This is a genomic window from Duganella aquatilis, from assembly GCF_009674565.1.
Classification (GTDB): Bacteria; Pseudomonadota; Gammaproteobacteria; order Burkholderiales; family Burkholderiaceae_D; genus Rugamonas; species Rugamonas aquatilis.
Window position 1 is genome coordinate 80,997 of the sequence record NZ_WKJL01000020.1, and the last position, 25,518, is coordinate 106,514.

Sequence of the window (25,518 nt, forward strand, 5' to 3'; positions counted from 1 at the left end):
ATGCATGATACTGGTCTCATGCATCTTTACATAGATTTACAATCTTGGGATAAAATTGCTTTTTTGAGAATTTCCAAAGGGAATATATTGTTAGTTTATAAAATCAATCCAATGCGCTATTTGGCGGTGATCGGGCTGTCGTCCCTGCTGGTCGCGTGCGGTGGTGGGGGCTCGGGAGCGTCTGGGGGCAGTGGTTCGGGCCCGGATCCAGCGCCGGGGTTTTCAGTTAGCATTGATCGTACCCAGCTGCGGTTTTCCGGTGATGAAGGCAGCGTGATCCCGTCGCAGTTCATTATGGGCACGGGCAGCGGCAACAATGTGCCGACGACAGCCTATTTCGGCGGCGAGGATATGGGCACGGCCATCGACCACGTGGAAGCCCGCATCAGCGGTACGCAAGCGCAGTTCTTTGTTTATCCCAAAATGCAGTTGGCGGCCGGTGAATACACCGGCACGTTGAAGCTGTCGATGTGCGCCGACCGGCAATGCAGCGAGCACTTCAAGGGCTCGCCGGTCAACGTAGCCTATACCGTCAGCGTCGGCAAGGGCCTGAAGGTAACGCCGGGCAGTGTCGACTTGAGCTCGCTGACCGGCGCTTCGGCCTCCGTGCCGGTGGCGGTGCAGTTGCCGGGCGGCGTGAGCAGTTTCTCCGCTGCGACCAGCGCCGCCTGGCTGCAGGTCGCGAACATCACATCCAGCGGCATGACGATTATCGCCGGGGCCAAGGGGCCAGGTCTTTACAATGGGCTGGTGACGGTCAGTGCGGGGAGCCGCACGGTGACCGTGCCGGTGACCTATCGTGTTACCGCCGATCCCTCCTCGGTCAGCAGCATCACTCCTGACCGCGCCAGTCTGGACTTTTCGGCGCCGACCGGCTATGCCAGCAGCGGCCAGCAACTTAAGGTGACGCTGCCGAACTGGGCCCAGGGGCTGAGCACCAGTGTGCAATACCGTACTGGCGACGCCGGCTGGCTGGTGGTGACGCCGGGCGCCGGCGGCGCTGTCAGCGTGGTCGCTTCGGCGGCCAATTTGCGTCCCGGCGCCTATCGGGCCGACCTGGTGTTAAGCGGCGGCACGGAGCTGGCGCCGGTATCGGTGCCGGTCACCCTGAATGTGCTGGCGGCGGACTGGAGTGTTACCGGCACCTCGACCCTGACGGTCGATGCGGCGAGTACGACCTCCACCATGGGCGGACAGATCAGCATCGACGTGCCGAATCTGCCGGTGCAAGGCTGGCAGGCCAGCAGCAATGCCACCTGGCTGCAGCTGTCGCGCAGCAGCGGTTCGTTACGGACCGATAAGCTGGGCGTATCGGTGAATGTCGCGCAAATGCTGAAGCTGGCCAATTTCCACACCTACACGGCTGACATTACCTTGAGCCTGGCCAGCGGCAAAACCGCTGGCACCAAGTTTACTGTCACGCTGGACAAGCGGCTGCCGGAGCTCAGCTACATTAGCCCGCATACCCGCTTGTCTGGCGAGGCCGGTAATTACATCGTGCGTGGCCGCGGTTTCGATGCGATTACCAATCTGAATCAGGTGCTGCAGGTAAAGGGCGCCACGCCGGCCCAAATTGTGCGCGTCAACGATACCCAGTTTGAACTGAGCCTGCCGGCGGCGCAGGGCGATGCCACGGTGGCATTGTCCAACACCCTGGGCGCCAGTTCTGGCAGCGTAACGCTGAAGACGGTGTCGCAGCCTGCCTTCACCTATGCCGCAGTGGCGGCGCAAGGCAACAAGGGCGGCCTGGTATTCGACCCCGAGCGGCAGGCGCTGTTTACCGTGAATAAGACGTTGGGTTCGCTGATGCGCTTCAGCAAGAGCGGCAACAACTGGAATGTCAGCAGCGCGCCGGTCTCCAGTGTCGACGAGGTGGCGATCTCGCCGGATGGCAAGAGCCTGATCGTGACGGTCACCAGCGGCCAGATCAAGCTGTTCGATCCGGCCACACTGACCGAACAAGGCAGCTTCAAAGCGGGTGGCGTGTACGGCGAAACACTGAACAGCCTGCCCCGCATGGCGGTGCGCAATGACGGCAAAGTGCTGTTCTCCGGCGCCTCCGGCGTGCAGGACGATGGAGGCTACATGCCGTATTTCGACCTGGTCAGCCGGAGTTTCGGCAATATCGGCGGCGCCTATGTCTTTGGCTGGGCGTCGGTGTCCGGCGACGGATCGCACATCAATATCGTGCAGTCGGCCAGCTACACGCCGCTGCCGCCCATCGTGTCGCTGGATGGCCGCGACCAGGTGGCGAAACCGGCGCCTAGCGGTCTGGGCCATTGGTTCGAGAGCGCGCAAAGCCTGCGCGGCGAGCGCTTTGCGGAAGGCACTTACAAGGTGTGGGACCACGATTTCAATGTCATCGGCAAGGTGGCGATCCCGGATAGCACGTACTTCGGCCGCACGCCGGTGTTTTCGCCAGATGGCAAGCGCTTGTATGTGATGGCGTACGACAGCAATGGCCTCTACGTGGGAAGCACCAGCAAGCCGCGCGTGTATGTGTTTGACAGCAGCACGCGCATGGTGACCAGTACCGACTTGCCGCTGCTGGGTTACTTTGAGTTGGCGGATTACCCGACCTGCGCTGTCAGCAGCTACGAGTGCGATACGCGCGCTCTGGGAACGATTAGTCCCGATGGCAAGACCTTGTTCTTCCTGGGCGATGCGCGCTTGATCGTGGCGCCGATTCCGGCGGTGCTGGTCGGCCGCCAAGCGGCCGCCATGCGCCGACTGGTGTTGCCGGCTTCGCGCTAGGCCCGGGCGGTGTGTGCGCCGAGGTGATCGCCGCCGCCAACTGAACGAAAAAACACCACCTGAAGTGACTGAACCCCGAAAGTTGAATACCAACTTTCGGGGTTTTTTTATGACCAGATTCAATTCAAAAAAAACCGATGGGGCTGGACGCGCTGCAGCCATTGGCTTGAATACAACATTTGTTTCGACTTTGTTTCAGTAATATGACATCAAACGTCACGTAATTTAACATTTTAATAGACGCTCCCGATACGCTTCAATATCGCTATTCTCCTCTGGCGAGCTGATCAGCATGAATTTCATTCAGGTAAAAACAGTTTATTTTCAGTAATTTAGAGAATTTTTCGTCTATCGAAGCTCAGGAAAATATGTATAAATTTCAACAATGCGGTGCTAGACTGGAATTTCATAAAACACCACATTAATTAACATTTACGTCAGCCTGAAGGGATCACATGAAGACCAAGCTTTTGCTGTTGTGTGTCGCATTGGGGGCAATTACCGGGGGCGTGCAGGCGATTACGCTGCCGGTTGCCGCGCCGCTGGCCAAACCACGCGTTGCGCCCGACCCGCGGATTGTCGATCTCGGCGTCGCCGCATCGAATGATGTGAAGACCATCTCGCTGTCGCTGGCCCTGCGCAACGCCGACCAGCTGGATGCCTTTATCGCGGGCCTGGCCGATCCGGCGAGTCCGAATTTCCGCAAATTCATCACGCCGCAGCAGTTTGCCGCGACGTATGGCCAGACGCCGGAATCGGTGGCGGCGGTGGTCAGCTACCTGAAATCCAAGGGCTTCACCGTCAACAAGGTGTTCGCCAACAACCTGAACATCAGTGCGAGCGGCACCAATGCGCAAATCGCCGCAGCCTTCGGCGTCAGCGTGCATAACTACTCGCTGCTGGGCAAGCGCTTCCAGGCGCCGGCCGCCGCGCCGGCGATACCCGCCGCGCTGGCATCGGTGGTGAAGTCGGTCAACGGCATCAGCACCCGCTCGGTGTTCAACAAGCGCTCGACGGCGATTCCGCGCACCGGCGCGCTGGCCGGCGATGTCAGCACCAAGGTGGCCGGCGCGATCGGCGGCGCGCCTGGCCAATACACCACCGTGGACCTGGCGGCCAAGTACAACATCAATCCGCTGTATGCGCGCGGTGTCACCGGCGCCGGCAAGACGATCGGCATCGCCACGCTGGCCGGCTATGCGCAGTCGGACGCCTACACTTACTGGCAGCAGCTTGGCCTGCCGATCAGCGCTAACCGTATCGTCGACGTGGCGGTGGACGGCGGTCCGCTGCCGGATGACGGTCCGGGCTCCGACGGCGCCGGCGAAACCACGCTGGACGTGCAGCAGTCGGGCGGCGTGGCGCCGGGCGCGAAGTTGCGCGTGTACCTGGCGCCGAACACCGACGCCGGCTTCATCGATGTGTTCACACAGGCGATCGACGAGAATCTGGTCGACGTGCTGTCGGTCAGCTGGGGCAGTCCGGAAGTCTATTCCGACGACGCCACCCTGGCCGCCTTCCACGCCGTGTTCCTGCAGGCGGCGGCTCAGGGCATTCCGGTGATCGCGGCGTCCGGCGACGCCGGCGCGTTCGACATCAACCGCGGCCTGCCTTACCCGCACTGCAGCACGCTGCTGGGCGTCGACTTCCCGGCGGCCGATCCGCTGGTGCTGGCGGCCGGCGGCACCACGCTGCCGAACACGGCGCCGCACAAATTCGGCAACGTGACGGTGCCGACCGAGCGCGCCTGGGGTTGGGATTACCTGAAGAACTACATCGTCACCAACTACGGCACGGACCTGTATTACTCCGATTATCTGGCCGTGGGCGGCGGTGGCGGCGTCAGCGCCCTGTACAGCGTGCCGACCTTCCAGAAAAACCTGGCGGGTGTGCAGAAGACCGCCGCAGCGCAATCGCTGATCTGCGAAAACGCCGTGTTCGACAATGGCAGCGGTTATGGCGACTACCTGGATGTACCGGCCAATATCGCCGGCCGCAACCTGCCCGACGTGTCGTTGAACGCCGACCCTTACAGCGGCTACGCCGTCTACTTCGGCGGCGCCTGGTCGACCGGCTCGGGCGGCACCAGCTTCGTGGCGCCGCAGCTGAACGGCATCCTGACCTTGATCAGCGCCGGCCTGAACGGCCGCATCGGCCCGATCAACCCGCAGCTGTATGGCGCCTTCAAAACCTACGGCTATGGCGCCGGCTCGCCGTTCAAGCCGATCACCGCCGGCACCAACCAGTACTACTCGTCGACCGCCACCTATAACCCGGCCACCGGCCTCGGTTCGTTGGACGTCAACGCACTGGCCAAAGCGCTGGGCGTGAAATAAGCCGCACCTTCCCTGAACTTCTTGATACGGATCGCAAAAAATGAATTTATTTAAGCAATTGATCGTTACCGTCGCCCTGGTCATGTTTGGCGCCGCCGCCCACGCGGATAACTATGTGCCGAAAGACCTCGGGTCGCCCAACGTGTTTACCAACACCTGGACTTTTCTTGGCGTGAGCGATACTGCGCACGTCGCCGGTACGACGTTCGAGGATTACTACCTGTTCAACGTGCCGGATGCGCAAAATATCTCGGTGTCGCTGACCGGTTTGCTGCAAGGCAGTTCGTCCGGCGTCAGTTTCCTCAAAGGCGGCTTCGTTGTGTTTTCCTACAGCGATGGCACGTCGCTGTATGAGTTCGATGCCACCAGCTCTGCTTCCGCCGTCGGCGCCCCGTTCCAGCTCGATAGCGGTGTGTACGGCCTGTACGTCGCCGGCACCTACCTGGTGAACGGCGGCGCCTACGCCGGCCAGATCTTCGGTTCGCCGCTGGCGGCGGTGCCGGAGCCGGCGACCGTGCTGATGCTGTTGGCCGGCCTGGCGCTGGTGGCCGGCATCGCACAACGCCGTCGCCGCGCCTGAGTCTTTCACGCATGGCAAAAGGCCGCGATATCATCGCGGCCTTTTTTTATTTCAGCGCGGCGGCAGGCCGCGCGAGTTGGCGCAGGGATCGTTTTCGTCGGGGATGTGCCGCAGCTTGCTGGTGGCGGCCGGCGTCGGAGCCGATGATGCACAGGCGGCGCCGGCTGCGGGCGTGGCGGGAGGTGAGGGCGGCGTCGGCGCCTGCACCTTGGGCGCGCAGGCGCTCAGGCAAAACAGGACCAGCAAGCGTGGTGCGACAGAAGAAAACATGGCAGTCTCCATACGCCACAAACAAAAAAGCCAATCGCGAGGATTGGCTTTTTTATGGGATCTTGGTGGCCCGGGGCGGAATCGAACCACCGACACAAGGATTTTCAATCCTCTGCTCTACCAACTGAGCTACCAGGCCAAGGAGCAGAATTATAGCATCCCGCCGGAAAAGCGCAAGGGCCAATTTCCATTTCCGACAAACGCTATAATGGCCGGATGAATAAGCCCACCTCTCCCGCAGCGCTGCGCGTGATCGACAGCGAGATTTGCATAGTTGGCAATGGCGCGATTGCCAAGACCGCCGCGCTGGGCCTGGCCCAGGCCGGCCTGAGTGTGACGCTGCTGGGGCCGCCGATGCCGGCACCGGCGCCGGCGGCCGCCGACCAGGGGTGGGACGCGCGCGTCTACGCGCTCAATCACACCGCCCACCATCTGCTGTCGTCGCTGAAGGTGTGGGACGCGCTGGACCACGCCCGCGTGGCGCCGGTCGATGCGATGATCATCCACGGCGACGGCCCGCACGCGGGCGGCCTGGCCTTCGACGCCTACGGCGCCCACACCAATACGCTGACCTGGATCCTGGAAGACCGCAACCTGAACCAGGCGCTGGACGCGGCGCTGCGCTTCGCCCAGAACGTCAAGCTGGTCACCGGCCGCGCCACCGGCCTGCTGCGCGACGACAGCCACGCCACCGTGCACCTGGACGACGGCAACAGCATCCGCGCCGCGCTGGTGGTCGGCGCCGACGGCGCCCAGTCCTGGGTGCGCGGCCAGTGCGACATCGGCCTCGATTACCGCAGCTATAACCAGCGCGCCGTGGTCTCCAACTTCGCCTGTGCGCTGCCGCACCACGGCGCCGCCTACCAATGGTTCACCGGCGCTGAAGGCATCGTCGCCTTGCTGCCGCTGCCGGGGAACCAGGTATCGCTGGTGTGGTCGGCGCCGGAGCAGCTGGCCGACACGCTGCGCACCGAGTCGGCGCAGCAGATCGCCGAACGCCTGGCCGTCTTCGCGCAGGAAAAGCTGGGCGCCCTGACGCCGCTGCAACCGGAGCTGGTGCGCGACTTCCCGCTGCGCCTGATTCGTCCGCACGCGATGACGTCGGCGCGCGTGGCGCTGATCGGCGACGCCGCCCACGTGGTGCATCCGCTGGCCGGCCATGGCATGAACCTCGGCTTCGGCGACGTCGCGCAGCTGATCAAGACCCTGTCGGAGCGCGAGCCGCAGCGCGGCATCGGCGACCAGCGCGTGCTGGCCCGCTACGAGCGCGCGCGCAAGGAAGACGTGCTGTTAATGCAAGTCACCACCGATGGCCTGGCGCGTTTATTTGAAACCGACATCGAGCCCTTGCGCGTGGTTCGTAATTTCGGATTAAACTTGTTGGATAAATTACCTGTGCTGAAGCGCCGGCTGATCTCACACGCCATGGGCAAGTGAGCAGCGCGCCAGCATTTACCGGAGAAGTCATGAGAAAGAGTAAGTCCGTTTTGCTGTCGTTGTCGGTCCTGATGGCATCCTGCGTGGGCGCGGAAACGCCGCCAAGCACCGAGGCGATCAAAAAGCTGATCGAGCCGCGCCTGGGCGTCAACGTCAAGGTCGATTCGGTGACGCAGACGCCGTACAGCGGCCTGTATGAAGTCCGCATCGGCAACGACATCCTGTACACCGACAAAACGGCCACCTATCTGGTGAATGGTCATATCTTCAACCTGACCACCGGCGCCGACCTGACCCGCGACCGTATCGACGACCTTACCAAGATCAAGTTCTCCGATCTGCCGCTGGACAAGGCCATCAAGACCGTCAAGGGCGACGGCTCGCGCGTGATCGCGGTGTTCGAAGATCCGAACTGCGGCTACTGCAAGCGTCTGCGCCAGACCACGCTGAAGGAAACCGACAACGTCACCATCTACACCTTCCTGTACAACATCCTGTCGGATGACTCGTTCGTCAAGTCGAAGAATGTGTGGTGCGCGCCGGACCGCAGCAAGGCCTGGGACGACTGGATGGTGAGCGGCAAGGCCGCGCCGGCCGCGCCGGCATCGTGCGCCACGCCGAACGAGGAGATCGTCGCGCTGGGCCACAAGCTGGGCGTGCAGGGCACGCCGGCGATTTTCTTTGCCGACGGTTCGCGCATCCCTGGCGCGATCGACCAGAAAGCGCTGGAAGACAAATTCAGCAAAATCAAGCAGTAAGAACGTAGTCCAAACCAGGGAGTTTTGAATGATCACTTTGAACATCAACGGCAAGGATGTGCAGGTCGACGCCGATCCGTCGACGCCCATCCTGTGGGCCTTGCGCGATAATCTCAACATGACCGGCACCAAGTTCGGTTGCGGCATGGCGCTGTGCGGCGCCTGCACCGTGCACCTGGGCGGCCAGGCGATCCGCTCGTGCGTGACGCCGATTTCGGCGGCCGAAGGCCAGAAGATCACCACCATCGAGGCGATGGAAACCGACAAGGTCGGCAAGGCCGTGCAGGATGCCTGGGTCAAGATCGACGTGCCGCAATGCGGCTACTGTCAGAGCGGCCAGATCATGAGCGCCACCGCGCTGCTGCGCACCAACAAGAATCCGTCCGACGCCGAAATCGACAACGCCATGGCCGGCAATATCTGCCGATGTGGCACCTATCAGCGCATCCGCGTTGCCATCAAAGACGCTGCCAAAGCGATTGCCTGAGGAGACCAGCATGCGTATCGAATGGTTAAATCAAGGAACGATGGTCAGCGGCTCGGCGACGTCTGAAGGCGTGTCGCGTCGCGGCTTCATGAAAGCCGGCGCGGTTGCCGGCGGCGGCCTGGTGCTGGGCTTCTTCATGCCGGGCGCGGGCCGCTGGGCCAATGCGCAGCAGGCGCCGGCCAAGGTCTACGAACCGAACGCCTTCCTGCACATCGCGCCGGACAACAGCGTGACGGTGCAGGTCAACCGCCTGGAATTCGGCCAGGGCGTGCAGACGTCGCTGCCGATGCTGATCGCGGAAGAGCTGGACGCCGACTGGTCGCAGGTGCATGGCGCGCTGGCGCCGGCCGGCGATCAATACAAAGACCCGGCGTTCGGCATCCAGATCACCGGCGGCTCGGGCAGTATCGCCCACTCGTACACCCAGTACCGCGAAATCGGCGCCAAGGCGCGCGCGATGCTGATCGCGGCGGCCGCCGAGCAGTGGAAGGTGCCGGCGGACCAGGTCAAGACCGTCAAGGGCACGCTGATCGGCCCTGCCGGCCAGAAGGCCACTTACGGTTCGCTGGCCGATGCGGCCATGAAGCAGCCGGTGCCCGCCACCGTCACGCTGAAGGATCCGAAGGACTTCAAGCTGATCGGCAAGCCGACCAAACGTCTGGACGCCAAGGCGAAATCGACCGGCAAGCAGCAGTTCGGCATGGACTTCAAGGCGCCGGAGAGCAAGGTCGCCGTGGTGGCGCGTCCGCCGGTGTTCGGCGCCAAGGTCGCCAAGTTCGACGCCAGCAAGGCCAAGGCCATCAAGGGCGTGATCGATGTGCTGGAAGTGAAGACCGACCGCAGCGGCAGCGGCGTGGTCGTCATCGCCGACGGCTACTGGCCGGCGAAGAGCGGCCGCGAAGCGCTGGCCATCGAGTGGGACACCAGCGGCGTCGATAAAGTCAGCAGCGACAAGCAGCTGGCCGAGTACAAGGCGCTGGCGCAGAAAGCCGGCACGCCGGTGCGCACCGCCGACACCTCCAGGCTGGCCGGCGCGGCGAAGAAAATCTCCGCCGTCTACGAGTTCCCGTACCTGGCGCACGCGCCGATGGAGCCGCTGAATTGCGTGGTCGATCTGCGCAAGGACGGCTGCACCGTGTGGGCCGGCTCGCAGTTCCAGACCGTCGACCAGGGCGCGATTGCCGCCACCGCCGGCCTGAAACCGGAGCAGGTGGTGCTGAACACGATGATGGCCGGTGGCGGCTTCGGTCGCCGCGCCGTGCCGACGTCGGACTATCTGGTGGAAGCGGTCAACATCGCCAAGGTGTGGCAGGCGGCGGGCCACAAGCAGCCGATCAAGGTCATCTGGAGCCGTGAGGACGACATCAAGGGCGGCTACTACCGTCCGTCGCACGTGCACCGCGCCGACATCGGCGTCGATGCCAAGGGCGAGATCGTGGCGTGGGATCACGTCATCGTCGGCCAGTCGATCACCAGCGGCACGCCGTTCGAGCCGATGATGGTCAAGAACGGCGTCGATTCCACCATGGTGGAAGGCATGGGCGAGCCATACGAAGTGCCGCTGAACCTGAGCGCGCACACCGTCAAGACCAATGTGCCGGTGCTGTGGTGGCGTTCCGTCGGTTCGACCCACACCGCCTTTGTGATGGAAACCCTGATCGACGAAGCCGCGCATGCGGCCAAGATGGATCCGGTGGCCTATCGCAAGAAGCTGATGGGCGAAAAGGGCAAGCGTCACGCCGCCGCGCTGGACCTGGCGGTCGCCAAGTCGGGCTACGGCAAGAAGGCTTTGCCGAAAGGCCAGGCCTACGGTGTCGCCGTGCATGAATCGTTCAACACCGTGATCGCCTACGTGGTGGTGGCGTCCGTGAAGAACGGCACGCCGAAGCTGCACAAGGTCACGGCGGGCGTCCACTGCAACACGGCGGTCAATCCATTGACCATCGAAGCGCAGATCCAGGGCGCGGCGCTGATGGGCCTCGGCATGACCTTGCCGGGCGCCGCCATCACGCTGAAGGACGGCGTGGTCGAGCAGCAGAACTTCAGCGACTACACCGTGGCGCGCATGACGGACATGCCGGTGATCGACGTGCACATCGTGCCGTCGAACGATCCGCCAACAGGCATGGGCGAACCTGGCCTGCCGCCGCTGGCGCCGGCCTTCGCCAACGCTTTGTTCAAATTGACCGGCAAGCGCCTGCGCAAACTGCCGTTCGATCTGGCGAGCGCCTGAGCCGGATGGCGCTAGTCGGCATTCTGCTGGCAGCCGGACGCGGTCGACGCTTCGACCCGTCCGGCGTGGAAAACAAACTGCTGCAAACGCTGGCCGATGGACAGATCGTCGTCGCCGCCAGCGCCAGGAACATGCTGGCCGCGCTCCCGCGCGTGCTGGCCGTGGTGCGCGAGGGCGACGACAAGGTCGCCGCGCTGCTGGGCAGCCTGGGTTGCGAGGTGCGCGTCTGCGCCGACGCCGACCTGGGCATGGCCGAATCGCTGATCACCGCTATCGAATTCACCAAGGGTGCCGAAGGATGGGTCATCGGTCTGGGCGACATGCCCCTCGTTCGGCCGGAGACCATGCGTACATTGGCCGCTACAATAGAGCGTGGCGCACACATTGCGGCGCCGGTATATGAAGGACGGCGCGGCAATCCGGTCGCCTTCAGTGCTTATCACCTGCCGTTGCTGCTGGCGCTGGAGGGCGACCAGGGCGCGCGCGCGATTCTGAAAAGCCACGCGGTCAGCGAAGTCGTGGTCGATGACGAAGGCGTGGTGCGTGACATCGATACAAAACAGGATTTAAGATGAAAAAACCGAGCAAAACTCAACCGGGTATCGCCTATACCATCGTCGGCCATGATCTGGCGGCGCACTTGTTCCACGTCTCGGTGACGGTGGCCGCACCGGCCGAAGGCGGCCAGATTTTCGCGCTGCCGGCGTGGATCCCCGGCAGCTATATGATCCGTGAGTTTTCTCGCAATATTATCCGCATCCGCGCCGAGTCCAAGGGCGAGGCGGTGGAACTGACCAAGCTGGATAAGCATTCGTGGCAGGCGGCCCCGCTGGCCGACCGCGGCGCGGCGCTGACCGTGCACTATGAAGTCTACGCCTGGGACCTGTCGGTGCGCGCCGCGCATCTGGACCAGAACCACGGCTTCTTCAACGGCACCAGCACCTTCCTGCGCGTGCTGGGACAGGAAGAGCTGCCGCACGTGGTGGACATCCAGCGTCCGCAGCACGAAGCGGCGCAAAGCTGGCGCGTGGCGACCTCGCTGCCGGAGCTGAAGGCGAAACGTTATGGTTATGGCACCTATATCGCCTCCAATTACGATGAACTGATCGACCATCCGGTGGAGCAGGGCGACTTCGCGCTGGCCACCTTCAAGGCGCATGGCGTCCCGCACGACATCGTCATCACCGGCCGCGTGCCGAACCTGGACCTGGCGCGCCTGAGCGCCGACCTGAAAAAGATCTGCGAAACGCAAATCGCCTTCTTCGAGCCGAAGACCAAAAAGGCGCCGATGGACCGCTATGTGTTCATGACCATGGCGGTGGGCGACGGCTACGGAGGCCTGGAACACCGCGCCTCGACCGCGCTGATCTGCAACCGCGGCGACCTGCCGACCACCTCTTCTGGCAGCAAGGAGATCAGCGACGGCTACCTGCAATACCTGGGCCTGTGCAGCCATGAGTACTTCCATACCTGGAATGTGAAACGCATCAAGCCGGCGGCGTTTGCGCCGTATAACCTGCAAGTCGAGAATTATTCGCCACTGCTGTGGCTGTTTGAAGGCTTCACCAGTTATTACGACGATTTGATGCTGGTGCGCGCCGGCCTGATTGCCGAGCCGGCGTATTTCAAATTGCTGAGTAAAACCGTGGGCAGCGTATTGCGCGGCGCCGGCCGTACCAAGCAAAGCGTGGCCGATTCGAGTTTCGACGCCTGGGGTAAATATTATCGCCAGGATGAAAATGCGCCGAATGCCATCGTCAGTTATTACACCAAGGGTTCGCTGATTGGCCTGGCGCTGGATTTGAGTATTCGCGCCAAAACCGGCGGCAAAAAGTCGCTGGATGATGTCATGCGCGCATTATGGCAGCGTTATGGCCGCGATTTTTATATTGGCGGCGGCCGTGGCGTTACGCCGGCGGAAGCGGAAGCCTTATTCGATGAAATCAGCGGTGGCCGCTTTAAACCATTCTTCGATAAATATATTCGCGGCACCGAAGATTTACCGCTGGCTAAACTGCTGGCGCCATTCGGCGTTAAATATAACGACGAACGCAAATCCGCCAAACCGAGTTTCGACGCGAATCTGGGCAAGGATGGCAATGACTGCAAACTGTCCGCCGTCCATAACAACGGCGCCGCGCACCTGGCCGGTTTATCCGCCGGCGATATTCTGATTGCCGTGGATGGCCTGCGCGTGACCGCGAATAACCTGGACGGCCTGCTGTCGCGTTACGCCGTGGGCGACACGGTGGAAGTCCACGCCTTCCGCCGCGACGAGTTAATGACCTTCGATCTGACCTTGCAAGGCGACCGCGTTCCAGGCATTACCCTGACGCTGGATGCCGCAGTGAAGAAGTCGGCCGGTCCGCTGCGTCCGAGCGCAAGCCGCTAAAATTCTTGTCAAAAAGGCCGCGCCGGATGAGCGCGGCCTTTTTTTCGCGCGTTCCATGCCAGTTATTGGCATGTACTAGCCAATTTCCGGCGCGTACCGGGGATAAATTTCGCGTCACCGGGGATGTGGTTTAGAATCGCCGCACATGATAATGCTCGATCCCACCACCATACTTCTGATGGCCACATTGATGGCCGGCGCCATGAGCGTCGTGCTGTACTCCGCCCATCTGAACTTCCCCAAGGAAATCCAGGGCTTGCGAAATTGGGCGCAGGCGCTGGTGCTCATGGTGGCTGGCGTCGTCATTTTCGCCGTGCATGGCAATTCCAATATCCTGCTCCTGTGCTCCAACGTGTTTATCGTCTGGGGCTTGGGATTCATGGTGATTGGCACGGAGCGGTTTTATCAACTGCGTCCATCATGGCGCTTATTTCATTCGGCCTGGATATTAACGATACTCGGACTTGGTTATTGGATGTGGATAAAGCCAAGTTTTACCACGCGCGTGGCGGTCGCTTCGCTGCTGGTGTTTATACTGCATGTGCGCGGCTTATTCGTTATATGGAAAAATGGCGATAATCACTCGTCCACCTGGTTTTTCGGCAGTTTGATTTTTATCGAATCCATTATGGTGATGATGCGCGGTATATTGGCGCTGACCAGCAGCACGGATGTGAATCTGATGGGCACCGGCGTATTCGCCAGCCTGTATCTGGCCATTACCCATTTGATGACCTTGCTGATGACGGTCGGTTTTATGACCGTCTGCACGCGCCGCCTGCAAATTACGCTGGAGCGCCGTTCGACCATGGATCCGCTGACGCAGGTATTAAACCGCCGCGGCTTCGCCGATATTTACGCCAAAGAGCATGCCTTGATGCGCCGCGAAAGCACATTCATGACGATGCTGAATATCGACATCGATTACTTTAAAAAGATTAACGACGCCCACGGTCATGCCGTCGGCGACTGCGTATTGGTGGACGTGGCGCAAATGATAGGCAAAGCCTTGCGCGTGTCGGACCACGTGGCCCGTTTCGGCGGCGAGGAATTCGTCGTGCTGCTGCCGTCCACAGGGCTGGACCGGGCGCTGCATATCGCCGAACGCATCCAAGCGGCGCTGCGCGCGCCACGTGTCGGCGTGCCGCCGTACACCGTCAGCATCGGCGTGGCGTGCCAGATCAGCGCGGAGGAAAGCCTGGATGGCATCCTGGTCCGCGCGGATAAAGCTTTGTATTCTGCCAAGGAAAGAGGGCGCAACCGTATCGAAGTCGCGCCGGACACCGTCACCCAGATGCGGGTGCGGGCCTAGTCGAACAGGCGGGCCAGTTCGGCGCCCGGATCCTGCGCGCGCATGAAGGCTTCGCCGACCAGGAAGGCGTGGACGTTGGCGTCGCGCATGCGTTTCACGTCCGCCGGCACCATGATGCCGGATTCGGTGATCACCAGCTTCTCCGGCGGCATGCGGTCCAGCAGGCCGAGCGTGTTTTCCAGCGATACCTCGAAGGTACGCAGATTGCGGTTGTTGACGCCCAGCAGGCGGGTTTTCAGCTTCAGCGCGGCGGTCAGTTCGTCGCCGTCGTGGGTTTCCACCAGCACGTCCATGCCCAGTTCATGGGCGACGGCTTCCATTTCCGCCATCAGGCCATGGTCCAGCGCGGAGACGATCAGCAGGATCGCATCGGCGCCCATCGCGCGCGCTTCATAGATCTGGTAGATGTCGATCATGAAGTCCTTGCGCAGCACCGGCAGCGTGCAGGCGGCGCGCGCCTGCTGCAGATAGGCCACGGAACCCTGGAAGAACTGTTCGTCGGTCAGCACCGACAGGCACGCGGAGCCATTGGCTTCGTAACTGGCGGCGATATCGGCCGGGCGGAAGTCGGCGCGGATCACGCCCTTCGACGGCGAGGCCTTCTTGATTTCGGTAATGACGCCTGGCTTGCCGGCGGCGATTTTCGCGCGCAGGCTGGCCTCGAAGCCGCGCAGGCCGGCGCGCAGTTCGGTGTTGGACTCGACCTCGTCGCGCAGGCTGGCGAAGCTGCGGTGTTTTTTGGCGGCGGCCACTTCATCGGCTTTGACCGCGAGGATTTTGTTCAGAATGTCAGACATGATTAGTGTTGCTCCGAGAGGGCAAGGCGCGCACCGAGGGCCAGGAACAGGCCGCCCATGGTGCGGTTCAGCCACAGCGACACCAGCGGCTTGATCTTCAAGCGCGTGCTGGCAAAGGCCGTGAACAGCGCCAGGCCGTGGCAATACAGCATGCCGTTAAAATTAAAAATGGTGCCCAGGACGATGAATGCCAGCGGCTTGCTGCTGGAATCGGCCGAGATAAACTGCGGCACGAACGCCAGGAAGAACAAGGCCACCTTGGGGTTCAGCACATTCGTCAGAAAGCCCTGGAAGAAGATTTTACGCCAGGCCAGCGGCTGCACCGCCGGCAGCTGCGGCGCTTCGTCGCGCAGCTTCGCGCGCAGCATGCCGATGCCCATGTAGACGATGTAGGCCGCGCCGATCCATTTCACCACCGTGAAGGCGGCGGCGGACGTCGACAGCACGGCCGACAGGCCCAGCGCCGCCGCCAGGATGTGCACCATGGTGCCGGCGCAGATGCCCAGCGTGGCGGCCGAACCGGCGCGCCAGCCCTGCGTGGCGCTGCGCGTCATGATCAGCAGCGAATCGGGACCGGGCATGATGTTCAGCAGCAGGCCCGAGATGATGAACAGCGTCAGGTCGTGGATGCCGAACATGGTCAGTTATTCCGGCCGAGGACTTGCGTGACGTCGACGAACTGCTCGATCTTGCGCAGCGCCGCGCCGGAGGTGATGGCTTCGCGCGCGCGCTTCAGGCCATCCTCGATCGAACCGGCCACGCCGGCCGCGTACAGCGCCGTGCCGGCGTTGAGCGAGACGATATCGAAGGCCGCGCCAGGCTCGCCGCGCAGCGCTTCCATCATGCGCGCTTTCGACTCGGCCGCATTCTCCACCTTCAGGTTGCGGCTGGCGATCATCGGCAGGCCGAAGTCTTCCGGATGAATTTCGTACTCGCGGATCTCGCCGTTGATCAGCTCACCGACCATGGTGGCGGCGCCCAGCGACACCTCGTCCATATTGTCGCGGCCATAGACCACGATGGCGTGCTGCGCGCCGAGGCGCTGCAGCACGCGTACCTGGATGCCGACCAGGTCCGCATGGAACACGCCCATCAGGATGTTCGGCGCGCCGGCCGGATTGGTCAGCGGTCCCAGGATGTTGAAGATGGAACGCACGCCCAGCTCCTTGCGCACCGGCGCCACGTGCTTCATGGCGGCGTGGTGGTTGGGCGCGAACATGAAGCCGATGCCGGTCTGCGCGATCGATTGCGCGATCTGCTCCGGCTTCAGGTTGATGTTGGCGCCCAGCGATTCGATGACGTCGGCGCTGCCGGACGACGACGACACGCTGCGGCCGCCGTGCTTGGCGACGCGCGCGCCGGCCGCCGCCGCGACAAACATCGCGGTGGTGGAGATATTGAAGGTGTGCGCGCCGTCGCCGCCGGTGCCGACGATGTCCAGCAGGCCGGTGGTGTCGGCCATCGGCACCTTGGTGGAGAATTCGCGCATCACTTGCGCGGCGGCGGCGATTTCGCCGATGGTTTCTTTTTTCACGCGCAGGCCCATGGTCAGGGCGGCGACCATGGTCGGCGACATTTCGCCCGACATGATCTGGCGGAACAGGTGCAGCATCTCGTCGTGAAAAATCTCGCGGTGTTCGATGCAGCGCACCAGCGCTTCTTGGTGGGTGATAGGCATGGCGGTTCCTTCTTTAATCAGCGGACGAGGAAGTTCTTCAACAGTTGGTGGCCGTGTTCGGACAGAATGGACTCGGGGTGGAACTGCACGCCCTCGATGTCGTATTCCTTGTGCCGCACGCCCATGATTTCACCGTCGTCGGTCCATGCCGTCACTTCCAGGCAGGACGGCAGCGAGCTGCGCTCGATGGCCAACGAGTGATACCGGATCACTGTGAAGGGAGAAGGGATGTCCTTGAAGACGCCCACACCCGTATGCGCGATTAAAGAAGTTTTGCCATGCATGACCTGCTTGGCGCGAATGACCTTGCCGCCGAACGCTTCGCCGATGGCCTGGTGGCCAAGGCACACGCCCAGGATCGGCTTCTTGCCGGCGAAGTGCTTCAGCACCTCGATCGAAATGCCTGCCTGCGACGGATCTTTCGGACCCGGCGAAATGCAGATGTGGTCCGGATTCAGCGCCTCGATCTCCGCAATCGTGATTTCATCGTTGCGGTAGACGCGCACGTCTTCACCCAGTTCGCCGAAGTACTGCACGATGTTGTAGGTGAAGGAGTCGTAGTTGTCGATCATCAGCAGCATATTAGAACTTCCCATCCAGGCCATCTTGCACTTGCTCGGCGGCGCGCAGCACGGCGCGCGCCTTGTTTTCAGTTTCCTGCCATTCCATCTCGGCGATCGAGTCGGCGACGATGCCGGCGGCGGCCTGCACGTACAGGTTGCCGTCCTTGATCACGCCGGTGCGGATGGCGATCGCCACGTCCATTTCGCCGCCGAACGACAGGTAGCCGCAGGCGCCGCCGTAGATGCCGCGCTTGGAGATTTCCAGCTCGTCGATGATTTCCATCGCCCGCACTTTCGGCGCGCCGGTCAGCGTGCCGGCCGGGAAGGTGGCGCGCAGCACGTCCAGGTTGGACAGGCCGTCTTTCAGCTTGCCCTCGACGTTGGAGACGATGTGCTGCACGTGCGAGTATTTTTCGATGACCAGGCGGTCGGTGACCTTGACGCTGCCGATTTCCGAAATGCGGCCCAGGTCATTGCGCGCCAGGTCGATCAGCATCACGTGTTCGGCGATTTCCTTCGGATCGGCCAGCAGTTCCTTGGCCAGCTCGGTGTCGCGCTCCGGCGTCGCACCGCGCGGGCGGGTGCCGGCGATCGGGCGCAGCGTGACTTTTTTCTCGCCATCCGGCGCGGTCTCGTTGCGCACCAGGATCTCCGGCGAGGCGCCGACGATCTGCATGTCGCCGAAGTTGTAGAAGTACATATACGGCGACGGGTTCAGCGAACGCAGCGCGCGGTACAGGCTCAGAGGCGAATCGACATACGGCTTGCGGATGCGCTGGCCGATCTGCACCTGCATCAGGTCGCCGGCCAGCACGTATTCGTGCGCCTTGGCGACGGCCTTCAGGTACTCTTCCTTCGGGAATTCGCGGACCGCTTCGGTACGCACCGAGGCCGTGGTGACCGGCGCTTCGACGCCGCGGCGCAGCATCATGCGCAGGTCTTTCAGGCGCTGGCGCGCTTTCGAATACGATTCCGGCTGCGTGGTGTCGGCGTAGACGATCAGATACAGCTTGCCGCTCAGGTTATCGATGACGGCCAGTTCCTCGGTCACCATCAGCTGGATGTCGGGCAGGCCCAGGTCATCCTTCTGCTGGCTGTGGGCCAGCGTCTTCTCGATGTGGCGCACGGTGTCGTAGCCGAAGTAGCCGGCCAGGCCGCCGCAGAAGCGCGGCATGCCGGGACGGATGGCGACCTTGAAACGCTTCTGGTAGGCCTCGATGAATTCCAGCGGATTGCCGTCGTGGGTCTCGATCACCGTGCCGTTCCTGACGATCTCGGTGCGGTTGCCGAAGGTGCGCAGCAGCGTGGTGGCCGGCAGGCCGATGAAGGAGAAGCGGCCGAAACGCTCGCCGCCCACCACCGACTCCAGCAGGAAGGTGTTCTTGCCGGCGTTCTGGGTCTGGGCCAGTTTCAGGTACAGCGTCAGCGGAGTTTCGAGGTCGGCGAAGGCTTCCGCGATCAACGGGATGCGGTTATAGCCGTCGGTGGCCAACGATTTGAATTCGAGTTCGGTCATGTCTGCTCTCCATGCCGCCGGAATGAGGAGGTGTGCCAGCGGTGGTGTGTTCAAAAAACCTGTCGCGCATGAAAATGCGGACGACAGCAATCAGTTCGGCTTAGTTTTGCCAGGATTGCCAGCGTCGCCAAAGCCAGGCCTCAATCGAGCCTGGTTGGTTGACGATGTGTTTTTTGGTGAGAGACATTTCGGTCAGTTATTTCGCTAATGGTGTGTATGCGAACGGATCAGGCTAGCCGCTTCTAGCAGCGTGCTTACTATACCATCGGAATCGATATCGTGTACAGATTCTCCGTGGTTATAACCATATGGCACCGTCAGCACCGGGCAACCGGCTGCCCGCGCGGCTTGCGCGTCGTTCGAGGAGTCGCCGATGGCCACCACCTGCGCCGGTTGCAGGCCGAAATCGGCGCACACGGTTTGCAGCGGCAGCGGATCCGGCTTCTTGCGCGGCAGCGAGTCGCCGCCGTAGACCACCTCGAAGAAGCCGTCCAGCCCTTTCAGTTTCAGCAGGGGCGTGGTGAAGGCGATCGGCTTGTTGGTCACGCAGGCCAGGCGCAGGCCCTGCGCCTTGAGTGCGGCCAGGCCTTCGAGCACGTCCGGATACAGCGCGCTGTGGTTGCCGTTGATGCTCAGGTAGTGGCGCTGGTAGGCGTCCATTGCTGATGCAAACGCGGCCTCGATGCGCGCCGCGTCCCAATCCAGCGCCAGGACCGAGCGGATCAGGTTCTCCGAGCCCTTGCCGACCATCAGGGCGATCTGCTCCCGGGTAATCGGGCCCAGGCCCAGTTCCGCACGCATGCCGTTGATCGCGACGTGGAAGTCGGGAATCGTGTCCAGCATGGTGCCGTCGAGGTCAATGATTGCGGCGCGCACGCCTGCCAGAACGCTCATCGTCTCAGATCTTGGCCAGGTTGGCGCGCATGGCGTCGATCACGGCCTTGTAGTCCGGCTGGCCGAAGATGGCGGAACCGGCCACGAAGGTGTCGGCGCCGGCGGCAGCGGCAGCGGCGATGTTGTCGATCTTGATGCCGCCATCCACTTCCAGCAGGATGTCGCGGCCGGAGTCGTCGATCAGGCGGCGCGCCTCGGCGATCTTCTTCAGCGCGTGCGGAATGAAGGACTGGCCGCCGAAGCCCGGATTGACCGACATGATCAGGATCATGTCGATCTTGTCCATCACGTGCTCCAGGTAGCTCAGCGGCGTGGCCGGGTTGAACACCAGGCCGGCCTTGCAGCCGTGGTCGCGGATCAGTTGCAGCGAGCGGTCGATGTGCTCCGAGGCTTCCGGGTGGAAGGTGATCAGGTTGGCGCCGGCCTTGGCGAAGTCGGGAATGATGCGGTCCACCGGTTTGACCATCAGGTGCACATCGATCGGCACATCCACGTGCGGACGGATGGCCTGGCACACCAGCGGGCCGATGGTCAGGTTCGGCACATAATGGTTGTCCATTACGTCGAAGTGGATCATGTCGGCGCCGGCGGCGACGACATTGCGGACCTCTTCACCCAGGCGGGCGAAATCGGCGGACAGGATGCTGGGAGCGATGCGGAAAGTGGTCATGGCGTTGGGCTGGCCCTTGGGCTTGCATTAAAAAAGATGCGTTATTTTACGCTGCTCCAGCCGCTTGCGCCTGTTTTCAGCCGCGTCCTCCTTGCATACAGGGCGGATTTGCGGTGCAATGGATGCTTGGCGATATATGATCGTCAAGCTTGCTTTTTAGAGGAATGTTGATGTCGACTTATGAATTTACGGTATCGGTCAGAACCCAGTACCTGCCGGATCAATCCGACCCGGAGCGCACGAACTTCGTGTTTACGTACTCGATCACGATCAAGAATACCGGCACGGTGGCGGCGCAGCTGATCTCGCGCCATTGGGTCATCACGGACGCCAACAACCATGTGGAAGAAGTGCGCGGCCTGGGCGTGGTCGGCCACCAGCCGCTGCTGCAGCCGGGCGAGCAGTTCGAATACACCAGCGGCGCCGCGCTGCAAACCCAGCAAGGCTCCATGGTCGGCGAATACTTCTGCGTGGCCGAGGACGGCCACCAGTTCGAAGCCAAGATCCCCGAGTTCGTGCTGTCCCTGCCGCGCACCTTGCACTGATTACTTCTTGCCCTTCATGGTCCACCAGACGATGAAGACCAGCAGGAAGAAGGCCACGCCTGCTTCTAATCCCAATACCCACATAGTTATCCTTTATGTCATCTCCACGCCGTAGTCTACTCGTTTCGCTGAGCGCAGTCGCGATTGCGCTTGCCGCCTGTACTTCCACACCGCTGCCGCCCGAGACGCCGGCCACACCGCCGCCGGTGGTGACGCCGCCAACGCCGGTGCCGCCGGTCCCGCCAACGCCGCCGGCGCAGCCGCCCAAGCCGGCCGCGCTGCAAATGGTGCCGGCCACCTATGCCCAACTGCCGGGCTGGGACAAGGACGACCTGCGCGCGGCGTGGCCGGCGTTTACCTCGTCGTGCTCGGTGCTGGTCAAGCAGGCGACCTGGAAAGAGGCGTGCACCGTCGCCCGCACCGTCAATGCCAACGACGACAAGGCCATCCGCACCTTCTTCGAGGCCTTCCTGGAGCCGAACCAGGTGATCGCGCCGGACGGCGCCACCGACGGCCTGATCACCGGCTACTACGAGCCGCTGCTGCACGGCGCCCGCAAAAAGGGCGGCCCGTACCAGACGCCTTTATACAAGGTGCCGGACGATATGGTCACCATCGACCTGGCCAGCGTCTATCCCGAGCTGAAAGGCATGCGTCTGCGCGGCAAGGTGGTGGGCAAGAAGGTGGTGCCGTATTCGACCCGCGCCGATATCGAATCGGCCGGCTTCAGCGGCAAGGAGCTGCTGTGGGTGGATGATCCGGTCGAATCGTTCTTCCTGCAGGTGCAGGGCTCGGGCCGCGTGCAGCTGAGCGACACCGGCGAAACCGTGCGCGTGGCGTATGCGGACCAGAACGGTCATCCGTACAAGTCGATCGGCAAATACCTGGTGGAGAAGGGCGAGCTGACGCTGGAGCAGGCGTCGGCGCAGGGCATCAAGGCGTGGATCGCCGGCCATCCGACCCGCATGCAGGAGCTGTTCAATGTGAATCCGAGCTATGTGTTCTTCAAGGAAGAGCGCCTGCCGGACCCGAAGGTGGGGCCGAAAGGTTCGCTGGGCGTGCCGCTGACGCCGCAGCGTTCGGTCGCCATCGACGCCACCCAGCTGCCGCAGGGCGCGCCGATGTTCCTGTCCACCACCCAGCCTAACAGCGACATTCCGATGCAGCGGCTGGTGATGGCGCAGGACACCGGCGGTGCGATTCGCGGCGCCATCCGCGTCGACTATTTCTTCGGTTTCGGCGCCGAGGCGGCGGAAAACGCCGGCCGCATGAAGCAGCGCGGCGCTATCTGGGTGCTGTTGCCTAAAAAGTTTTAACGCAAGACCAGCACGGGCAGCGAGGTGTGCGACAGCACGCTTTGCGTTTCGCTGCCCAGCAGCAGTTTGCTCAAGCCGGTGCGGCCGTGCGACGCCATCATGATCAGGTCGCAGCCGTGTTTCTTGGCCGCCTCGACGATTTCATCGGAGGCACTGGCCGACATCGCAATGAATCCCTCGAATGGAATGCCGGCCGCGCTGGCGGCCGCCGCCACCTTGTTGATATGGTCGCGCGCGGTGTCCTGCATCTGCGTTTCGTACTGGCCGGCGTCGAGCACGGCGCCGCCGTCGCCCATGGCCGGCAGCAGCATCGGCTGGATCACCGTCAGCGCGATGATGCGCGACTGGTGCAGGCGGGCGAATTCCATCGCTGTCGCGGTGGCTTTGTCCGACAGGTCGGAACCGTCGGTAGGCAGCAAAATCGTTTTGAACATGACGAACTCCGTTGGATGAGGATGAATACTGGAGTCAGCCTAATGTCTTGGCGGCTTTTTCGTCGCACGTTATGACGCCGCCGGCGCCGCCACGCGCGCCTGGCGCATGGCCGGCGACAGCGACAGGAACAGCGTCAGCAGAATGCCGCCTACCGCCACGCAGGCCATGCCGGTGCGCACGCTGAAATGCTCGCCCAGGTAGCCGGCCGTCAGCGAGCCCAGCGGCGCGGTCGCCACTGTCAGGAAGCGCATGGTGGAGACGATGCGGCCCAGGTATTCGTCGGGCGTCGCCTTCTGGCGCATGGCGCCGTAGGGCATCAGGAACAGCATCACGCCGCAATCGAGGAAGAAGGACATGGCGGCGCAGGCGACCGCGCTGGCCAGCGGGTGGCCAAACAGATTGGCCGGGATCAGCGGCGTGACAATAAACGCGAACGCACAAAAGCCCATGCCGCACAACATCGCGCCGGCCGGCCCGTAGCGCCGGGATAATGGCTTGAGCAGCAGGGAGCTGACCAGCACGCCGATGCCGCCGATCATCTGCGCTATCCCCAGCATGCCGGCGCTCATGCCCAGTTCGCGGGTGGCGAAAATCACGTGCAATGCGGCGAAACCGTAGATCAGCATGTGCCAGCAGCCGGAGGCCCAGGCCAGCGTACGCAGCAGCGACTGGTTCCAGATGAACAAAAAGCCGTCATGGATATCGCGCAGCGGATGCTTGTTGGAGGGCGGCGGTTTGGGATCGCTGGCCTTCAGGTTGCGCAACAGGGCGATGGAGGCGAGGAAACCGAAGGCGTTCAGCAGCACCGCGTACGGTGCGCTGAGCCACTGGATCAGCACGCCGGCAAAGCCCGGCGCCAGCAGCCGCGTGGCGGAATCGGTGGCGGCGAGCTTGGATTGGGCGTCGAGCAGCTTGTCGCGGCCGATCAGGTTGGTCAGGAACACCAGTTCGGCGCCGCCGCCCACCACGCCGCAGGCGCCGGAAATGAAGGACACCGCATACATCCACTGCACCGTCAGCATGCCCAGCCACCACGCCAGCGGAATGCTGGCCAGCGACACCGCCTGGATCGCCTTGCTGGCCAACAGGATCGGCAGCTTGCGATTGCGGTCGAGGAAAACGCCGGCCGGCAGGGACAGCAGCGCATAGGGCAGGGCCGAGGCCGCCCCCATCATGCCCATCTGCGCGGGCGAGGCCTTGAGCAGCAGCACCGAGCACAGCGGCAGCGCCAGGGCGCTGATGTAGCTGCCCAGGTCGTTCAGGATGGCGCTGGACCAGTAGCGGCGGAAGGCGACGTTGCGCAGAAGCTCGTCGTTGCGAAAGGCGTTAAAAATGGGAAGCTCTTTAGGGCTGGTTGCCAATTTTCAATCATACCAGCGGCGAGGATAGGCGCTACAATCGGCCGGTAAATATTCCACTTGGAGGAACACATGCCGTATGAAGACCTGATCGTAGAAGTGCGCGACAAAGTAGCCCTGATCCGTCTGAACCGTCCGAAAGCGCTGAATGCGCTGAACGACAACATGATGAACGAGCTGGGCGATGCCCTATATAAGTTCGACGCCGACCCGGCCATCGGCTGCATCGTGCTGACCGGCAGCGAGAAGGCGTTTGCCGCCGGCGCCGACATCGCCGCCATGGTGGACTACACCTTCCCGGACACTTACCGCGACAACTATATCGGCCGCAACTGGGAGCATATCCTGCGCGTCCGCAAGCCGGTGGTGGGCGCCGTGGCCGGCTATGCGCTGGGCGGCGGCTGCGAGCTGGCCATGATGTGCGATTTCCTGATCGCGGCCGATAGCGCCAAATTCGGCCAGCCGGAAATCAAGGTCGGCGTCACGCCGGGCGCCGGCGGCACCCAGCGCCTGCCGCGCGCCATCGGCAAGGCCAAGGCCATGGACATGCTGCTGACCGCGCGCACCATCGACGCTGCGGAAGCCGAGCGCATCGGCCTGGTGTCGCGCGTGATCCCGGCGGACAAGCTGATCGAGGAAGTGCTGGCGGTGGCCAAGCAGATCGCCGCCATGCCGGTGTCGGTATCGATGCAGATCAAGGACGCGGTCAACCGCGCCTTCGAAACCACGCTGTCGGAAGGCGTTACTTATGAACGCCGCTTGTTCCAGGCTGCGTTCGGTACGCCTGCCCAAAAAGAAGGCATGAAAGCTTTCCTGGAAAAGCGCTTGCCAAACTTCGAGGGTCTTTGATATGATTCTGTCCCTCGCAGAACAACGCATGCAAATGCAGAGTGAAGTGAGAAAAAGAAGAGCTTGACGAGATGTACGAAACGCCTCATAATCTTGCCTCTTCGCTGATGAGCAAAACGATTTGTCAGCAACGCAGTACAGAATGATCTTTAAAAATTTACAGTCGATAAATGTGGGCGTTTGATGCAAGTGCACGCTGAACTTCGGTTCGGCGAAACTAAAAGCATTAAATGCTCAACAAGAAATACTGTCAGTATTTTGAGTGAGCGAACCTGGTCAGAAATGACCATAAACAGAGATTAAACTAAAGAGTTTGATCCTGGCTCAGATTGAACGCT

At 62.4% G+C, this 25,518-nt stretch carries 23 protein-coding genes and 1 tRNA gene; 13 read left to right on the forward strand and 11 right to left on the reverse strand.

The window, feature by feature from the left end; all coding sequences use genetic code 11:
* Positions 1 to 294: 294 nt before the first annotated feature.
* The 3 genes from GJ698_RS22710 to GJ698_RS22720 all read left to right on the forward strand — a co-directional run bounded on the left by GJ698_RS22710 (position 295) and on the right by GJ698_RS22720 (position 5,670).
* Positions 295 to 2,754: a PD40 domain-containing protein gene (locus GJ698_RS22710; RefSeq protein ID WP_166454932.1), complete on the forward strand. Its 2,460-nt coding sequence runs from the start codon at positions 295 to 297 to the stop codon at positions 2,752 to 2,754.
* Between the two features lie 455 nt (positions 2,755 to 3,209).
* On the forward strand, positions 3,210 to 5,090 hold the full coding sequence (locus GJ698_RS22715) for a S53 family peptidase (protein WP_154360139.1): 1,881 nt from the start codon (positions 3,210 to 3,212) through the stop codon (positions 5,088 to 5,090).
* A gap of 40 nt (positions 5,091 to 5,130) precedes the next feature.
* A complete protein-coding gene (locus GJ698_RS22720) occupies positions 5,131 to 5,670 on the forward strand; it encodes an FxDxF family PEP-CTERM protein (protein ID WP_154360140.1) in 540 nt (179 codons plus the stop codon).
* 51 nt (positions 5,671 to 5,721) lie between these two features.
* On the opposite strand, the gene GJ698_RS22725 is transcribed toward GJ698_RS22720, so the two are convergent.
* Both GJ698_RS22725 and GJ698_RS22730 read right to left on the reverse strand, forming a co-directional pair.
* The gene (locus GJ698_RS22725) at positions 5,722 to 5,940 is read right to left on the reverse strand and encodes a hypothetical protein (protein WP_154360141.1); all 219 of its coding nucleotides are present in this window, start codon (positions 5,938 to 5,940) and stop codon (positions 5,722 to 5,724) included.
* Positions 5,941 to 6,003: 63 nt separating this feature from the next.
* Positions 6,004 to 6,079: transfer RNA gene (locus tag GJ698_RS22730), tRNA-Phe, on the reverse strand.
* A gap of 77 nt (positions 6,080 to 6,156) precedes the next feature.
* On the opposite strand from GJ698_RS22730, the gene GJ698_RS22735 reads away from it, so the two are divergent.
* The 7 genes from GJ698_RS22735 to GJ698_RS22765 all read left to right on the forward strand — a co-directional run bounded on the left by GJ698_RS22735 (position 6,157) and on the right by GJ698_RS22765 (position 14,559).
* Positions 6,157 to 7,377: an FAD-dependent monooxygenase gene (locus GJ698_RS22735; protein WP_154360142.1), complete on the forward strand. Its 1,221-nt coding sequence runs from the start codon at positions 6,157 to 6,159 to the stop codon at positions 7,375 to 7,377.
* A 29-nt stretch (positions 7,378 to 7,406) separates the two neighbouring features.
* Positions 7,407 to 8,135, forward strand: a complete 729-nt coding sequence (locus GJ698_RS22740; protein WP_154360143.1) for a DsbC family protein — start codon at positions 7,407 to 7,409, stop codon at positions 8,133 to 8,135.
* 28 nt (positions 8,136 to 8,163) lie between these two features.
* Positions 8,164 to 8,622, forward strand: a complete 459-nt coding sequence (locus GJ698_RS22745) for a (2Fe-2S)-binding protein (RefSeq protein WP_154360144.1) — start codon at positions 8,164 to 8,166, stop codon at positions 8,620 to 8,622.
* Positions 8,623 to 8,632: 10 nt separating this feature from the next.
* Positions 8,633 to 10,855: a xanthine dehydrogenase family protein molybdopterin-binding subunit gene (locus tag GJ698_RS22750; protein ID WP_154360145.1), complete on the forward strand. Its 2,223-nt coding sequence runs from the start codon at positions 8,633 to 8,635 to the stop codon at positions 10,853 to 10,855.
* A 5-nt stretch (positions 10,856 to 10,860) separates the two neighbouring features.
* Complete coding sequence (locus tag GJ698_RS22755; RefSeq protein ID WP_154360146.1) at positions 10,861 to 11,430, forward strand: nucleotidyltransferase family protein; 570 nt, start codon at positions 10,861 to 10,863, stop codon at positions 11,428 to 11,430.
* Positions 11,427 to 13,247, forward strand: a complete 1,821-nt coding sequence (locus tag GJ698_RS22760) for a M61 family metallopeptidase (protein WP_154360147.1) — start codon at positions 11,427 to 11,429, stop codon at positions 13,245 to 13,247. The genes GJ698_RS22755 and GJ698_RS22760 overlap by 4 nt, the downstream gene beginning before the upstream one ends.
* Positions 13,248 to 13,398: 151 nt before the next feature.
* On the forward strand, positions 13,399 to 14,559 hold the full coding sequence (locus tag GJ698_RS22765; RefSeq protein ID WP_229260128.1) for a GGDEF domain-containing protein: 1,161 nt from the start codon (positions 13,399 to 13,401) through the stop codon (positions 14,557 to 14,559).
* Here GJ698_RS22765 and trpC read toward each other — a convergent pair.
* From trpC to rpe, 7 genes are all read right to left on the reverse strand, one after another.
* Positions 14,556 to 15,356 carry an indole-3-glycerol phosphate synthase TrpC gene (gene trpC / locus GJ698_RS22770; protein ID WP_154360148.1) on the reverse strand — a complete coding sequence of 267 codons (801 nt, stop codon included), beginning with the start codon at positions 15,354 to 15,356 and terminating at the stop codon, positions 14,556 to 14,558. The two genes, GJ698_RS22765 and trpC, sit on opposite strands and share 4 nt — an antisense overlap.
* Before the next feature lie 2 nt (positions 15,357 to 15,358).
* Complete coding sequence (locus tag GJ698_RS22775) at positions 15,359 to 15,994, reverse strand: LysE family translocator (RefSeq protein ID WP_154360149.1); 636 nt, start codon at positions 15,992 to 15,994, stop codon at positions 15,359 to 15,361.
* A 2-nt stretch (positions 15,995 to 15,996) separates the two neighbouring features.
* Entirely contained in the window at positions 15,997 to 17,034 is a 1,038-nt protein-coding gene (gene trpD, locus GJ698_RS22780) for an anthranilate phosphoribosyltransferase (RefSeq protein WP_154360150.1), read from the reverse strand.
* A gap of 17 nt (positions 17,035 to 17,051) precedes the next feature.
* Positions 17,052 to 17,615 carry an anthranilate synthase component II gene (locus tag GJ698_RS22785; RefSeq protein WP_154360168.1) on the reverse strand — a complete coding sequence of 188 codons (564 nt, stop codon included), beginning with the start codon at positions 17,613 to 17,615 and terminating at the stop codon, positions 17,052 to 17,054.
* Between the two features lies 1 nt (position 17,616).
* The gene (gene trpE / locus GJ698_RS22790) at positions 17,617 to 19,113 is read right to left on the reverse strand and encodes an anthranilate synthase component I (RefSeq protein ID WP_154360151.1); all 1,497 of its coding nucleotides are present in this window, start codon (positions 19,111 to 19,113) and stop codon (positions 17,617 to 17,619) included.
* Between the two features lie 204 nt (positions 19,114 to 19,317).
* Positions 19,318 to 20,007, reverse strand: coding sequence for a phosphoglycolate phosphatase (locus tag GJ698_RS22795; RefSeq protein ID WP_154360152.1), 690 nt, complete (start codon positions 20,005 to 20,007; stop codon positions 19,318 to 19,320).
* Positions 20,008 to 20,011: 4 nt separating this feature from the next.
* Positions 20,012 to 20,677 carry a ribulose-phosphate 3-epimerase gene (rpe, locus tag GJ698_RS22800; protein ID WP_154360153.1) on the reverse strand — a complete coding sequence of 222 codons (666 nt, stop codon included), beginning with the start codon at positions 20,675 to 20,677 and terminating at the stop codon, positions 20,012 to 20,014.
* A 170-nt stretch (positions 20,678 to 20,847) separates the two neighbouring features.
* Between rpe and apaG the strand changes: the two genes are divergently transcribed.
* Together apaG and mltA are read left to right on the forward strand one after the other, a co-directional pair.
* Positions 20,848 to 21,222 carry a Co2+/Mg2+ efflux facilitator ApaG/CorD gene (gene apaG, locus GJ698_RS22805; RefSeq protein ID WP_154360154.1) on the forward strand — a complete coding sequence of 125 codons (375 nt, stop codon included), beginning with the start codon at positions 20,848 to 20,850 and terminating at the stop codon, positions 21,220 to 21,222.
* A 95-nt stretch (positions 21,223 to 21,317) separates the two neighbouring features.
* Positions 21,318 to 22,538 carry a murein transglycosylase A gene (mltA, locus tag GJ698_RS22810; protein WP_154360155.1) on the forward strand — a complete coding sequence of 407 codons (1,221 nt, stop codon included), beginning with the start codon at positions 21,318 to 21,320 and terminating at the stop codon, positions 22,536 to 22,538.
* On the opposite strand, the gene GJ698_RS22815 is transcribed toward mltA, so the two are convergent.
* Positions 22,535 to 22,972, reverse strand: coding sequence for a universal stress protein (locus GJ698_RS22815; RefSeq protein ID WP_154360156.1), 438 nt, complete (start codon positions 22,970 to 22,972; stop codon positions 22,535 to 22,537). The genes mltA and GJ698_RS22815 overlap by 4 nt on opposite strands.
* Before the next feature lie 69 nt (positions 22,973 to 23,041).
* On the reverse strand, positions 23,042 to 24,334 hold the full coding sequence (locus GJ698_RS22820; protein ID WP_154360157.1) for an MFS transporter: 1,293 nt from the start codon (positions 24,332 to 24,334) through the stop codon (positions 23,042 to 23,044).
* 69 nt (positions 24,335 to 24,403) lie between these two features.
* On the opposite strand from GJ698_RS22820, the gene GJ698_RS22825 reads away from it, so the two are divergent.
* Complete coding sequence (locus GJ698_RS22825; RefSeq protein WP_154360158.1) at positions 24,404 to 25,180, forward strand: enoyl-CoA hydratase; 777 nt, start codon at positions 24,404 to 24,406, stop codon at positions 25,178 to 25,180.
* The last annotated feature ends 338 nt before the right edge of the window (positions 25,181 to 25,518 follow it).